Source organism: Desulfobacula sp. (assembly GCF_021107415.1).
This window is the reverse complement of record NZ_JAIOSW010000344.1, coordinates 40,440-54,854: the sequence shown is the minus strand read 5'-3', so window position 1 is coordinate 54,854 and position 14,415 is coordinate 40,440. Positions and strand designations below refer to the sequence as shown.

Below are 14,415 nucleotides of genomic sequence, written 5' to 3'. Positions count from 1 at the left end.
GCGATTTTATCAAAAAACAATCCCCTTGCCGATATTTTTTACGGGGTGGATAATACGTTTTTAAGCCGGGCCTTGGAAGCAGATATGTTTGTCCCTTATGCACCGTCACATTTGGATGCGGTTGATCCTGCATTGAGGCTGGACCCTGAAAACAGGCTTGTGCCCGTGGATTTTGGTGATGTCTGTTTAAATTATGATATCAAGTGGTTTAAGGATAATGAAAAACTGCCTCCTATCATGCTGGAAGATTTAATCAAGCCTGCATATAAAGGGTTAATCGTTGTTGAGAATCCCGCAACATCTTCTCCGGGACTTGCATTTTTGCTGGCCACCATCAGCCGGTTTGGTCAGGACGGATATATTGATTACTGGCAAAAACTTAAAGCCAATGAGGTTCTTGTGACCAATGGATGGAAAGAAGCCTATTGGGGAAAATTCACTGCCGCATCTAAAGGGGATAAGCCCATTGTTGTCAGTTATGCATCAAGCCCGGCTGCTGAAGTCTTTTTTTCTGAAACAAAGTTAAATGAATCTCCCACCGGTGTTGTGATTGAAAACGGCTCCGCATTCAGGCAGATTGAGTTTGCAGGAATTTTAAAAGGGACTTCCAAGATGGAACTTGCAAAAAAGACCATGGATTTTATCCTGTCAAAAGAGTTTCAGGAAGATATCCCTTTGCAGATGTTTGTTTTTCCGGTCAATAAAAATGCCGACCTGCCGGAGGTGTTTAAGAAACACGCCAGTATAACAAAGGAGCCGGCACTTTTAGACTCTCAATTAATTGACACCAAAAGGGATGTCTGGATCAGGGAATGGACGGAAAGAATACTTCAATAAAAAAGAGAATACATATCCATCCGTATGCTCTGGCCGGGCTGGTCCCGGCCTGTTTTTTCCTGCTTTTTTATTTTTATCCCTTATCCGGGATTTTTATGAAGAGTTTTTTTCCAAAAGGGAAAATAGACCTCTTTTTTCTGGATCAGGTATTTTCCTCAACAAGGATGATAAAAATTATATGGTTTACCTTCTGGCAGGCAGGGCTTTCAACCTTGTTAACCCTTGTTTGCGCGTTACCCTGTGCCTTTGTCCTGTCCCATTATGCCTTTAAAGGGAAAAAAATAATTAAAATTCTGGCTTCAATTCCATTTGTTCTTCCCGCAATTGTGGTGGCAACTTCACTTCAGGCATGCTTTGGAAAAAATGGAGTTTTTTTTGGAGTCAGGCTTGACCATCCGCTGGCGTTGATCCTTTTAGCCCATATTTTTTATAATTTTTCAGTCATGTTAAGGATTATAACCGGTTTCTGGTCTTCTCTCCAGGGTCGAATCAGGGAGGCCGCCATGGTGCTGGGAGCCGGCCCCTGGCAGGTATTTTTGACCATCACCCTTCCCTTGCTGAAACCCGCCATATTTGCAGCATCAATCCTGGTGTTTATTTTTTGTTTTTCCAGCTTTGGCATTGTTCTGATCCTCGGGGGACCGTCGTTTTCTACGATTGAAACAGAAATATACAGACAGGCCGCCCATTTGTTTAACCTTCCGTTGGCCTCCTTTCTTTCTTTAATTCAAATCGGGTTTACGTTTGCCTTGATGTGGTTCTATACTTCTTTTACCAAAAGAGCAGTCAGGTTTTCTCCCGATGCTGAACAGGCAAATCTTAGAAAACCGGTTCATTTGTGGGAAAAAATGATCATTGCAGGTGTTGTCCTCTTTATCATTTTGTTGTGTGTTGTCCCGTTACTGGCTCTTGTGATGAAGTCGTTAACTTATAATGGCGAAATCTCTTTGATTTTTTATACAGCACTTTTTGAAAACAGATCAGACTCCATATTCTACATCCCGCCGTTCCATGCCATTAAATATTCTTTTCTTTTTGCAGGAGGCGCCTTGATAATCGCCATTATAACAGGTGTGTGTGCCGCTTTTTTTATTCGATTTTGCGACCGGAATATAAACAATAGATTGACATCATTTTTTGATCCCATTTTCATGCTTCCCTTATCAACATCTGCTGTGACACTAGGATTTGGTATTATTATAACCCTTGATAAACCGCCATTGAATTTAAGAACGTCTATTTTTTTGATTCCCATTGCCCATGCCCTGGTTGGGTTCCCCTTTGTCCTGAGATCAATCCTGCCGGCCTTAAGATCAATTCCCGAACAGCTTTCTGATGCTGCATCCGTGCTGGGGGCATCCCCCTTGAAAATTTTTAGGGCTGTTGATCTGCCGCTTATTTCAAAGGCTCTTGTGGCCGGTGCAATCTTTGCCTTTACCATCAGTCTGGGGGAATTCGGAGCAACCATTTTTACGGCAAGACCTGAAACTCCAACCATCCCTGTTGCTATTTACAGGTTTTTGGGTCAGCCCGGAGCCATGAATTATGGGCAGGCCATGGCCATCTCAACCCTATTAATGATAGTGACGGCAATGGGTTTTGTTGTGATCGAAAATTTCAGAATAGGAAATTCAGAAGGATTCTAATGGAAAGCGAGCTGATCCTTGAACATATCAATAAAAAATTTGATGATGGAAGTCTTATCTTAAAAGACATTAATTTAAGGTTGCAGCAGGGAACAAAACTGTCTGTCCTTGGCCCTTCCGGAAGTGGGAAAACCACACTGCTGAGACTCATCGCCGGACTGGAAACTCCGGATTCAGGCAATATTGTATTTAATGGACAGCCAATGAATGACTGCCCTGTTCATAAAAGAAATTTTGGCATGATGTTCCAGGAATTTGCCCTGTTTCCCCATCTGAATGTATTTAATAACATTGCTTTTGGTCTGAAGATGAAAGGTATGGATAAAGCAAAAACAGCATCACGTGTCCAAGAGATGCTTTTGTTGACAGGTCTGGAAGGCTTTCAGACACGGGGTATTGATGAACTCTCCGGTGGGGAACGCCAGAGAGTGGCTCTGGCAAGAACACTTGCCCCTCAGCCACGTTTGCTAATGCTGGATGAACCCTTAAGCTCCCTTGACAGGATATTAAGAAAACGCCTTTTAAAAGAACTGGCAGACATTATTTCAATGCTCAACATCACCATAGTTTTTGTTACCCATGACCATGAAGAAGCCTTTGCAGTCGGGAATATGATTGTGGTCATGAACCAGGGAAAAATTGAGCAGAAAGGTACACCTGACGAACTTGTCCAGACCCCTGAAAATCAATGGATTAAAGAATTTTTGGGGCTTTAGCTTGAGTGAACTGGTTGACCCGTCAGCTTGCTGATCATTTAACGATTTTGTGTCATTGCGTTTAAAAAGGTTGATTTTCTTATGATTAGAAGCTAATCTGCCCGTATAAGGTCGGTCATTGGAGCCAAAAGCTATGTGGGGATAGAAAATAAAAAAGAGGATTCCAGTTTAAAAGAGATCTATCCTTTTATATTAAGTCTAATACCAAATTATATTAATTGATTGGACTGTCTTGTGAAAAAAATGGACGAAACAATTTCATTGCTTCCGTTTATTGAATCGGAGAAGGATGGTTTCCTTCTTGACATTCCTGTGCTTGATCAGGACCGGACCGGATCTCAAGGTTATTCATATCCTTTCCAAATTGTTGATAAAGGACAGGACTTTTCACTTATAGTGAAGGGTGGATTAAAGGTAAAGCATTCAGACCCGTTTAAATCCCTTTTTTTACTTACCCAGAGAGATCATTATCCTATTCATCCTGATGATTTGATTCCTTTTACAAATGCCGGTATCGACAGGATCTGGCATGAAACAATCCAGTCATATCTTGTAGATAAAAATGTTTTTATTCTTCCAAAACAATTAAGCCGGGATGGAAAAGCAATACCATTCAGATCGCTTTTTTTTTGCAAAAAAGAGAAAAAATTTTTCCATCCGCCTTGCCCTGAATGTGGAGCAGAACTTGATCTTTGCAAAGATGATGAACTATTGATAAGAGCAGCTCTTTCTCCGTATTCTACATCGTTAAAACGGTATCTCTTTTGCCCCGGCTGCTATGCTTCCAAGGGCAGTCATGAATTTTACCAGTTTTCACATTCAGCCGAAGATCCTATTTTTATTAAAGACAGGTTTGACCTTATCAAGGATTTCAACAAGCTGAGAAGCACAGCTTCGGGTAGTTTTCCCTGCCTTGACTGCCCTGGACACGCCGAGTGCTACATAACCGGAGAAAAGGCGTCGTCGTATATAAGTTTTTTTTCTTTTTATCCCTTTCACATGCTTTTTTTTGATGCAGAGCCTATAAAAGCAATTGATTTTATCCCATTTATTTCCGGGGCGTCCTTTGAAGAAGTCGATGCGATTTCTTCCACCGTTTCTGGATCCAGCTGGGAAAACACCCTTGCTTCCCAAGAAGGCTCCCATTTTTTCTTTAAGGATGATGAGAGGTTTTATCTGGAGGTTCTCTTTTTAAAGCTTTCCTTTTTTGAAGAGTTTACCCGCTCCCTTTATCAGAGGGTTGAAAAAAATATATATCCCCTGGTTAATTTGTCTGCCCAAAGCATCTGGATAAGACCTAAGGCCCCGGGGAATATTCTTCCCTTTTTTTGGGATTTCAAGTTGAGTATTATTGACCTGATCGCCAATTTTCCAAAAAACTACATTAAATCTACCCTGACAAAGAACAATAGTTTGCATTTTCTTGCCTCTCTCTGGTTTTATACTTTTTTTGTGAATAAAAATCAGGGGCAGGAGAAGGTGTACGAGACTGTTGGAAGATTAGCCGAAAAAGGCCTGGGCGACTCTCTTTTTTCTGATTACAACAAATTGACAAAGGATTTTCCATCTGTGGCCATGGAAAATATTCTTTGGAATCATGGTTCCGGGTCAATACCCCAAAAGTGGCATGAATTTGGGTTGAAGATTATTTTGACAGGACTCACTTTTTTTAATGCAGGAAAAGAGCAGGGCCTGAAAGATGATTTGAATCAATTAATAGATAGAATTGTGAACCTGAAACAGAAAGTAAAAGAAGAACTGTTTTCAAAGGGGATGGAGACTGTACCAGCAGGGCAAAAGGTAGCTGTAAGTTCAACGGAAGTTAAATCAAAGCAAGATGCAGGTCAGGTGCAATTGCGACTTGAAAAACAGGCGATTTCCTTGATACTTAAGAAGTTAAAAACAAAGTGGTCTGCTCAGGATGAAAATTCTCTTGATTTGGATGATGATGTGTTGGAAACAGTGGTGCTCTCGTCCCGGGAGATGGACTATGATATGGATTTCGATGATAATATTGAGAAAACCATGATTATACCCGGGCCTGAAACAGAACTGAGCAAGGAGAGTGGATTTAACGATATGGAGGAAACCATTATTATATCACCAGCAGGAAACAGGCACCAGGATTCCGAATTTTTCGGTGAAAATGATGACCTTGATAAAACTGTTGTGATAAACCCCAAAAAATAGTTCTTAATGGATTTGAGGAATGACTGAACCTATTCAATATGAAAAGATGGAAGATAGCATTATAAAGATTTTCCAGGAACAAACAGATAATGCTGATCTTCCAATAAACGATTATCTTAAAAATGAGCTAAAGACATTGGATTCCTCAGATAGAATGGAAGTATTGGACAAATTGATCGACCAGTTTGACTCAGATAATCACATAGATGAAAAATACGCTGCCGTTGCGATTGATGATCATGTGCTGGCCAGAGTGATAAAGCTTCTTCTGGGTCGCGATATAACCAAGGTGGATTTCAATTCTAATGAACTTTTAGAAAGCCTTGCAGAGTCAATAAATACAGTCTTTGAATCATTGAATCAATTGATTAGTGTTATCAATACAACCCTGGTAGGAAAACAGGGTTCAGATGAAACCATAAGGCAGGTAATTGGTTATCACCTTGAAGGGAGCAGTCAGACAAAAACCTTGGAGAGCTATATCGGTCAGATTGGCAAAGCCTTTTTTGCATCCCAGGAAGCTTCTAAAAAAGCAGCGCATGCCAAGGTGATGCAAATCTTAGAAGAGCTTTCCCCGGAGAAAATTGAAAAAGAGGCTGGTGTTTCAAGGCTCAGTCCTATGCGTAAGTCCAAGTATTATGAAGTATATGAATTAAAATTTAAGAAATTTGAGAAATGGTTTGAATCAGGACGATTCATGGAATCTTTTTTAAGGGAATTTGAAAGAAATTGTCAAAAAATATCGTTTTAAAAGGAGGAAAAATTGAAAAAATTCATTAATATGCTGGTACCCGTTTTTTTTATCTTGTTTTTATTTTCATGCTCAGGCAAAGTTCTGCCTCCTCCCCAGTGGACTTATGAAAAGGATGCGATAAAACTACAGGTTATTGCCGATCCCATGTTGAACCTTGATGAAGGAAAGGCTCATACACTCCACGTTTGTATTTATCAGTTAAAGGACCCCAATGGATTTAATCAGCTTGCAAGCGACCAGAGCGGGCTTTACAAACTTCTTGACTGTAAATTGTTTGATCAGGGGGTTGCTGCATCAAAACGCCTGATAGTTCATCCCGGTGAGGAGACCAAATGGGTTCTGGATCGTGCAGAAAATGCAAAGTACCTGGCAGTGGTGGCCGGTTACTATGGTATTGTAAAGGAACGAATCACAAGGCTGATAGAAGTCCCTGTAATTATAGAAGTAAAAGGGTTTTTTACTAAAAAAAGAAAACAGATACCCGGCTTGCTTGATGTAAAACTTTTATTGGGTCCTCAACAGATAAAAAAACTTGAAGGACAATTATAATGGTCAAACCTCTTTTCTGGCATCAGGGGCTTTTTCTCCAACCACACCATTTCCAATTAAATGATCTTTACAATAGATCGATAATGGAACCCTGGTACAACTACATGGCCCCTCATTTTTGGGGGGTAGGCAGTTTTGAAATTCAAGAATCCTCTCTGGCTAATTATATTTTTGCCATCCAGGCAGGTGAGTTTGTTTTTCCTGATAACTCCCACGTTATCATTGGGGAAAATGGTGTAATTCAAGCCAGATCATTTGAAAAAGCCTGGGAGGATGGAGGCAAGTCTTTTTTAGTTTATCTTGGGTTGAAAAAATGGGATGAGAACGGAGAAAATGTTACTGCAATAACAGATTTTAATGATCTTTCTCCTGTATCAAATCGTTTTGTCTCTTCCACCGATCCTGAAGAGATGGCAGACCTTCACGGAGATGGACCAAAAGCAGAAGTTAAACGGATGAGTTTTCTCGTTAAAATATTCTGGGAGACTGAAATTGATCATCTGGGTGACTTCCAGCTTATCCCCATAGCCAGGCTGAAAAGAGAATTGGAAGAGATCGTTATTTGCAATGATTTTATACCCCCTTGCCTGGCAATTTCCGGATCAGATATTCTGTCGGGTATTGTAAAGGAGATAAAGGACCAACTCTTTTCCAAGACCCGTCAGCTGGAAGCCGTTAAAAGTTCAAAAGGGGTTCACACCTCTGAATTCGGCTCAAGAGATATGGTCTATATGCTGGCATTACGCTCTCTGAACAGATATGTACCCCTTTTAACGCATTTGACTGCCACAAGTCAGAGTCATCCCTGGGCTATTTTCGGTGTTATGCGACAGATTGTAGGAGAGCTTTCGTCTTTTTCAGCGGAAATATCTGCCAATGGCGAACTTGAGGATGGCACAGCTCTCCTGGCGGAATATGATCATAAAAAATTGTGGGAATGCTTTTCCGATGCACAAAAACTTATTACACGACTCCTGGATGAAATAACATCAGGGCCTGAGTACATCATTCCCCTCAATTTTGACGGTACATATTTTACTGCTGAAATATCACCCTCGATATTTGAGGGAAGAAACCGTTTTTTTCTTGTTATGGAATCTGAAGAAAATATCGATACAATCATTGAAGCCATGAGGAATATTGCAAAACTAAGCTCCAGAGAATCTTTACCCCTTCTCATTGCACAGTCTCTTCCAGGTATAAAGCTCAGCCATCTTGAAATATTACCACAGGAACTACCCCGTCGGGCCGGTTCAACCTATTTCCAGATTAATCACCACGGGAAACAGTGGGATCAAGTAGAAGGGGGGAACAATATGGCGCTGTATTGGGATACGGCACCTGACGATCTGAAAGTAGAACTTATGATTGTGAGGAGGAACTAGACAATGAGGCTTTCAGACTATTTTACCGATATCATCACTTATACGATTTTGCTCCAAAAAAATCAGGGGTTGGAACGAGTGTCATTTGATCAGGCAAGTGCTGATATGGATAGACTTACGAGGGAGAGCGAAATCCTTTTTGAAAAAAGCGAATCCACCAGGGAAGATTATGATTTGGCCCGGTTTGCCGTTTTTGCCTGGATTGATGAAACCATCATGGGAGGCTCCTGGGAGGGCAGAGGCCAATGGCAGGGAGAACAGCTCCAGCGCAGGTATTTCCAGACATCTGACGCGGGAGAACTTTTTTTCCAGAAACTTAACACCATCGGCCCCCATCAAAATCATGTGAGAGAGGTCTATTATATCTGCCTGGCTCTGGGGTTTACAGGGCAGTACTGCAACCAGGGAGATGATATGCTTCTTGATCAGTTGAAAACATCAAATTTGAAGCTCTTAACAGGAAGTTCAGTGGACCTGCCCTCCATAAATCATTTGAAACTTTTCCCAGACTCCTATGTTATGGATCATGACAACTCTGAAACAAGCGGCAAAAAGGGGTTTTCCATATTTTCCATTGCCGCCTTTTTAGCCCCACTCAGTTTATATGGACTATTGTTTTTGATTTATAGATTTATTCTAAATAATATCGGAGATACCTTAATCAGCAGGATACCCTAAATGAAAAATTGGCTTGCCATTATATTTAAAATTTTTTTGATCATTGCTTTATTTGTTTTTGTTGGAATAGCAATTTTTGCAGGCGTTGTGTGGGCCAAATGGCCTTTGTGGGTCTGTTTTTTTGTTGTAGCGGGAATCATTGGAATTTTTCTGGGAATCCTTTTTTTCCGCAAACTCTTTTTAAAAAGAAAAGAGCAGAAATTTGTAAGCCAGATCATTGAGCAGGACAATGCTTACTTAAAGTCTGCAGGCAAAAAAGAAAGGGAAGTCTCTCAAGAGATGCAGGCAAAATGGAAAGATGCCATGGCATCTCTGAAAAAGTCTCACCTGAAAGGTCAAGGCAATCCTCTATATGTTCTTCCCTGGTATATGATCATAGGAAAGAGCGGGACCGGGAAAACAACTGCCATTAAGAGTGCAAAGCTTTCTTCTTCCTTTGCTGAAGTCAGCAGCATATCCGGTATTTCAGGAACACGAAACTGTGACTGGTGGTTTTTTGAACAGGCTATTCTCATTGATACAGCCGGGCGTTATGCTGTTCCAGTGGATGAGGACAAAGACAGCGATGAATGGCAAAAATTCTTAAATCTTCTTGCAAAGTACAGAAAAAAAGAACCGCTTAACGGGTTGATTGTAACGGTTTCAGCAGATTCATTAAATGACATGGGCGCAGAAGGACTAGAAGCTTACGGCAGGGATATACGAAAACGATTAGATGAATTGATGCGTATCCTGGAGGCAAAGTTTCCTGTTTATATTATGGTAACCAAATGCGATCTCATCCAGGGAATGACCCATTTCTCCGATTGTTTTAGTGATGATGTTTTAGGTCAGACCATGGGGATAGTTAACCATGGTCTTGAAAAGGACCCAATGGGGCTTGTATCTGACTGTTTTAAGACCATGGGAGACCGGATTCGAGATATCAGGTTGCTGACTATGCAAAAGCTTCAAAAAAAAGAAATCAGTCCGGAGCTTATCCTTTTCCCCAGTGAATTAGAAAAAATCAGACCTGGTTTTGAAGCGTTCATCAAAGGAGTTTTCCAGGAAAATCCCTATCAGGAGACACCATTTTTTCGTGGAATAAATTTCAGCAGCGGCTGCCAGGAAGGAACACCGTATTCTCATTTCTTAAAGGATCTGGGGCTTATTGGTGAGCGGGAAGTCCTGCCCGGTACCAGCAGAGGACTATTTCTCCATGATTTTTTTTCAGGGCTTCTTCCTTCAGACAGAGGGCTTTTCAAAGTGACTCAAAGAGGTGCTGCGTGGAAAAGATTGACCAGAAATATAGGGTTTGCAGCCTGGACGGCCATTATTATTGCTGTCTGTGGGATCTTGAGTTTTTCCTTTGTTAAGAATCTTCAAACGATAAAAACAGCTTCGGTTCAGTTTGCAGGACCGCAGATCCTCCAGGGAGAATTGGTTTCAGATATTTTTACACTGGAGAAATTTCGAACCACCATACATAATGTTGAAAAGAGTAATACCAGCTGGTGGATTCCAAGGCTGGGTCTCAGTGAGAGTATCAATGTTGAATTTGAACTTAAGAAAAAATATTGTACTCTGATGGAAAAACGGTTTATTGAGCCGTTTGATAAAAAAATGGCTGATAATATGGCTTATTTCGACCTATCCACACCGGTTGATATCTCCATTGAGCATGTGGAGCATCTGGTAAAACGGATCAATCTTATTGAAGCAAAACTTTTAGGTGAGCCTGTTGAAGTTCTTGAGAAGATGAAACGACCGATTTTTAACGCTGTAGAAATTAGGGCGGAAAAGGATATTGCAGAAGATATCCGGTTGAAAATTAAGGATCTTTATATCCATTATCTTGTCTGGCAAAATGATACTCAAAATATGAACCGGAAAATGAATGATTTGCAAAAATGGCTGGCCCGCATCCTCTCCATTAAAGGTTCCAATCTTAACTGGCTTGTTATCTGGACAGATTCAGACCCTGAACTCAGTCCGTATACTTTGGCGGACTTTTGGGGAAAACAGGCTCTCGAGGAGACTGAATCTAAAACGGTAGCGTCAAGCTTTACCCTTAAAGGTAAAGAGAAGATTGATGGGTTTATCAATGAAATTGAAGAGGCTTTGACAAATCCTCTTATGCTGGCCGGTCAAAAGCGTGAATTTTATAAATGGTATAAAACAGCTTATCTGACAGCGTGGTTGAATTTTGCCGCTGAATTTACCAAGGGGAAAAAAGCCCTGGTAACCCGGGAACAATGGCAGAATATTTCCGATAGTGTCTGGCATCAAAAAGGGCCCTATTTCTCTTTGCTTCAAACCATACCCCATGAACTGAAACTCTTTTCGGGTCAGCAGGAGCTGCCGGACTGGACAAATCTGGTGCAGGATATCAACAATCTGTATGGACAGGCCGCAGCAATTAAAGCCCGAAAATCAGCTACAACTGGTGTTCTGGGCAAGGCGGCGTCAACTGTAAAATCAAAACTATCACGTGTGTCAGGGAGGCTGTCCAATACCATTAATAATAATTTGAGTGCCGAGGCAATGATGAAGTCAGGCAAGATTTTTCTATCCTATCAGGAAGCCCTTTCCAAGCTTCCATCCCTTGTTTCATCCCAAAGGGCCGCGTTTGAGCTTGCAACTTCTATTTACACAGAAGACCCTGCCACAAGTCTGACCCCCTTTTTTACCGCCAACCAGGCATTCACCAAACTCAAAGCAACCATGGTATACTCAGGGAAAGAATCTTCATATATCTGGAAAATTTTAGAAGGTCCTTTGGAGTTTTATCAGGAATACTCCCTGAAGGAGGCCTCATGTCGGCTTCAGAAAAAATGGGAAGAGGATGTGTTAATGGAGATGAAGGATATTTCAGATAAGAGCAATGTTAACACACTTCTTCTTGGTCCCAGTGGGTTTGTGACGCGCTTTTTAAAAGGCCCTGGTAAACCCTTTATAAAAAGAGGGCTGAAAAAGGGGTTCTATTCAGCCAAGGTCAATGGGAAGGATATGGATTTAAATACTTATTTTTTTAAATTTCTTACCCGGGGTGTATCCGCTTCCAGACCTTCAAAGAAAAGCTATAGTGTAAAGATAAGCGGATACCCGACCAGCGCCAATGATGGCGTTCAGGTACAGCCCCACGCTACGCTGCTCAAGCTTGTGTGTACCGGCAGCACAACAACATTGGAAAACCTTAATTATCCGGTCAGAAAAGTGTTTACCTGGTCTCCCCAATCAGAATGTGAAGTGGTCTTTACCATCAAGATAGGCAGCCTTGCACTGGTGAAAAAAATTCAGGGACCCCTTTGTTTCCCAAAATTTTTCAAAGCTTTCCCTAATGGGCAGCGTAAGTTTATCCCATCTGATTTTCCTGATCATGAAGATGATCTGAAGCGAATGGGGGTTAAGTTTATTATAGCAAAGTATAAATTCACAGGAGATAAATCCGTTGCTAAATTGTTAAGAAGTGCACCTGGAAGGATTCCCACGGAGATTGTCAAATGCTGGGAATAAGAGGAAAAAAAACCAGGTTTGAATTGTCTGCCTATGGAAAGCACCCGGCTTTTAGCGATTATTTTAGTTTGAACACAGATTCGCCATTGGTCACTGCATTGTCAGTCTGGGTGGAAGAAGGCACAAAGCGTAAAGGAAATCACAATAAAAAGATCCATTCTTTTCGTTTCTGGGTAAGGGGAATAAAAAAAGGAGAGCTTGCTCTGGGTATCATCAGGGACAGCAGTGACCACTTGGGACGGCCCTATCCTCTTCTCATAACGGGTGTCGGGTTTGTAAAAAATTGGGAGAAAAAATGGAATTATATCTTTAGCAGTTTTGGTACTGTTTTCAGAGCGTTTGAGGATATTAGCGCTTCAAGGTATGACAGTTTCAGAGAGCTTGAAACATCCCTGGCAAGGATAAGTTTTCCAGAGTCTTTATGGATCAATGATTCCGTCCTGGAAGGGGAAACATCGGATAGGGAGATGAATGAAAGATTCAGACTGCCGGAAATGATGATGGCCTGGTTTAATAAAGATCGGGAAAAAGGGGAGCTTTCTCTGCCTGTTGCAACACTTTCGGGGTTGTTTGCTTCAACTGCCCGGAAGAGGAAAGAGGGAGGGCTGTTTGGACGAAAGACCCAACTGCCCGGTGCTGTTTTTTTGGGAGGCCTGCCTGAGAATCCTGTACTGACCATTTATACCAGGCCTTTAAAGACGGATGATTTTCGTAATCTTTTTACTGCATTCCATGGGAGCGGCAACACCATGGACGATACGGCCAATAAAGGAGATAAATCTGATGGATCTTGATGCGATTCTAATGCCGATTCCAGGGGATAATCCATCTGGCGAGAATTTGCGGTACACAACTATATACGATGAGATTCAGGAAGCTAGAAAGGCTGATGACCTTCTGGATCAGGGGGATTGGCAGCATGAGGTCAAAACATCTGACTGGAACGCCGTTTTTTCCCTTTCCATGGATGCCCTGGAAACAAAAACTAAGGATCTGCAGATTGCTGCCTGGCTTTTGGAAGCCTTAACCCATACCAAAGGATTTGAGGGTATAAGTCTGGGGCTCACCATAATAAATAATTTTTTTGACACGTTCTGGGAAACGCTTTATCCGGAAATTGAGGAGGATGACCTTGATTATCGGGCAGGTCCATTTGAGTTTATAAATGATAAACTCTGGTTCCCAATCAAAGAGATTCCCATTACTGATCCGGGCAGTACCCCAGGGTTTTCCTGGATGAAATGGAAGGAATCCAGAAAAGTAGGACTTGAAAAAGATACATTGAATCAGTATGGTGATGTTGATGACGATAAAAAAAAGGCAAGGGATGAACAGATTGCCGAAGGAAAATTATCGGCAGAAGAGTTTGACGCAGCTGTAAAGAGATCCTCCAGAGCCTATTATGAAGATCTTTTTGAAATCCTTTCTCAATGTGGTGACCTGTTCAATGTTCTGGACAATACAGTGGATGAAAAATTTGGCAAAGAAGCCCCAAGGCTTGCGGAATTCAAAACATCCCTGGAGGACTGTCTTAATCTTGTTACAAAATTTGTAAAGATAAAAAGAGAAGAAGAACCTGACCCGGTACCTGAAGAGTTGCAGGAGGAATCAAAGGAACCGGAAGGGGCGGTACCAGCAGGGGAAGGCTCTGGCTTAAACCCTGCATTTGTTCAGGCCCAGGTGCCGGTGTCTGTTCAGGGCGGATTTCAGGCGGGCACTTATCATGTCAACCGGATTTTAGGAAGTGCAGGTATTGAAGAAGCGGTATGGCAGGATGCATTGAAAAAATTAGGCAAAGAGGGCATAAAACCGGCCCTTGAACAGCTTTTGGGGGCTTCATGCAGTGCACAGTCCATAAGGGAGAAAACAAATTTTCGTCTTCTCATGGCAAGGCTTTGCTTAAAAGCCGGCAGACCGGATCTTGCAAGACCCATTATGGAGGAGCTGAACACCCTTATTGATGAGCTTGCGCTGGAAAGGTGGGAATCACCCATATGGATTGCAGAAGCCCTGGGGACATTGTACCAGTGTCTAACAGCAGAAGGCGCCTCTGGTGGTGACCAGGATAGGGCAAATGAAATTCTTACACGGTTGTGTACTCTGGATGTTACCAAAGCCATGGAGTACTCAAACCGTGGAACCGATTAATGATAGCAAATTGGAAT

General features: G+C 41.7%; 11 protein-coding genes. All 11 read left to right on the top strand.

Features of this window, described 5'->3' with window-relative positions; all coding sequences use genetic code 11:
* Positions 1-837 (top strand): thiamine ABC transporter substrate-binding protein (locus K8S13_RS17470; RefSeq protein WP_291464504.1); only part of this gene is annotated, 837 nt, incomplete at its 5' end.
* The gene (locus tag K8S13_RS17465) at positions 813-2,483 is read left to right on the top strand and encodes an iron ABC transporter permease (protein ID WP_291464502.1); all 1,671 of its coding nucleotides are present in this window, start codon (positions 813-815) and stop codon (positions 2,481-2,483) included. The genes K8S13_RS17470 and K8S13_RS17465, both read left to right, overlap by 25 nt.
* The gene (locus K8S13_RS17460) at positions 2,483-3,199 is read left to right on the top strand and encodes an ABC transporter ATP-binding protein (protein WP_291464500.1); all 717 of its coding nucleotides are present in this window, start codon (positions 2,483-2,485) and stop codon (positions 3,197-3,199) included. Before K8S13_RS17465 ends, K8S13_RS17460 begins: the two co-directional genes overlap by 1 nt.
* 234 nt (positions 3,200-3,433) lie before the next feature.
* Positions 3,434-5,389, top strand: a complete 1,956-nt coding sequence (locus K8S13_RS17455) for a hypothetical protein (RefSeq protein ID WP_291464498.1) — start codon at positions 3,434-3,436, stop codon at positions 5,387-5,389.
* Between the two features lie 19 nt (positions 5,390-5,408).
* The gene (locus tag K8S13_RS17450) at positions 5,409-6,140 is read left to right on the top strand and encodes a type VI secretion system-associated FHA domain protein (protein ID WP_291464497.1); all 732 of its coding nucleotides are present in this window, start codon (positions 5,409-5,411) and stop codon (positions 6,138-6,140) included.
* Positions 6,141-6,152: 12 nt separating this feature from the next.
* Complete coding sequence (tssJ, locus tag K8S13_RS17445) at positions 6,153-6,692, top strand: type VI secretion system lipoprotein TssJ (RefSeq protein WP_291464495.1); 540 nt, start codon at positions 6,153-6,155, stop codon at positions 6,690-6,692.
* Positions 6,692-8,077: a type VI secretion system baseplate subunit TssK gene (tssK, locus tag K8S13_RS17440; RefSeq protein ID WP_291464493.1), complete on the top strand. Its 1,386-nt coding sequence runs from the start codon at positions 6,692-6,694 to the stop codon at positions 8,075-8,077. Before tssJ ends, tssK begins: the two co-directional genes overlap by 1 nt.
* Positions 8,078-8,080: 3 nt before the next feature.
* Complete coding sequence (locus K8S13_RS17435; protein WP_291464491.1) at positions 8,081-8,755, top strand: DotU family type IV/VI secretion system protein; 675 nt, start codon at positions 8,081-8,083, stop codon at positions 8,753-8,755.
* The gene (locus K8S13_RS17430) at positions 8,756-12,250 is read left to right on the top strand and encodes a type VI secretion protein IcmF/TssM N-terminal domain-containing protein (RefSeq protein ID WP_291464489.1); all 3,495 of its coding nucleotides are present in this window, start codon (positions 8,756-8,758) and stop codon (positions 12,248-12,250) included.
* Positions 12,238-13,044 carry a TagF domain-containing protein gene (locus K8S13_RS17425; RefSeq protein ID WP_291464488.1) on the top strand — a complete coding sequence of 269 codons (807 nt, stop codon included), beginning with the start codon at positions 12,238-12,240 and terminating at the stop codon, positions 13,042-13,044. The genes K8S13_RS17430 and K8S13_RS17425 overlap by 13 nt, the downstream gene beginning before the upstream one ends.
* Positions 13,034-14,398, top strand: coding sequence for a type VI secretion system protein TssA (tssA, locus tag K8S13_RS17420; RefSeq protein ID WP_291464486.1), 1,365 nt, complete (start codon positions 13,034-13,036; stop codon positions 14,396-14,398). The genes K8S13_RS17425 and tssA overlap by 11 nt, the downstream gene beginning before the upstream one ends.
* Positions 14,399-14,415: the final 17 nt, after the last annotated feature.

What these genes read in the sequence shown, in the direction of transcription:
- K8S13_RS17465 (WP_291464502.1), top strand. Translation starts at nt 813, where the DNA reads ATGGACGGAAAGAATACTTCAATAAAAAAGAGAATACATATCCATCCG.
- K8S13_RS17460 (WP_291464500.1), top strand. Translation starts at nt 2,483, where the DNA reads ATGGAAAGCGAGCTGATCCTTGAACATATCAATAAAAAATTTGATGAT.
- K8S13_RS17430 (WP_291464489.1), top strand. Translation starts at nt 8,756, where the DNA reads ATGAAAAATTGGCTTGCCATTATATTTAAAATTTTTTTGATCATTGCT.
- K8S13_RS17450 (WP_291464497.1), top strand. Translation starts at nt 5,409, where the DNA reads ATGACTGAACCTATTCAATATGAAAAGATGGAAGATAGCATTATAAAG.
- K8S13_RS17425 (WP_291464488.1), top strand. Translation starts at nt 12,238, where the DNA reads ATGCTGGGAATAAGAGGAAAAAAAACCAGGTTTGAATTGTCTGCCTAT.
- tssA (WP_291464486.1), top strand. Translation starts at nt 13,034, where the DNA reads ATGGATCTTGATGCGATTCTAATGCCGATTCCAGGGGATAATCCATCT.
- tssK (WP_291464493.1), top strand. Translation starts at nt 6,692, where the DNA reads ATGGTCAAACCTCTTTTCTGGCATCAGGGGCTTTTTCTCCAACCACAC.
- K8S13_RS17435 (WP_291464491.1), top strand. Translation starts at nt 8,081, where the DNA reads ATGAGGCTTTCAGACTATTTTACCGATATCATCACTTATACGATTTTG.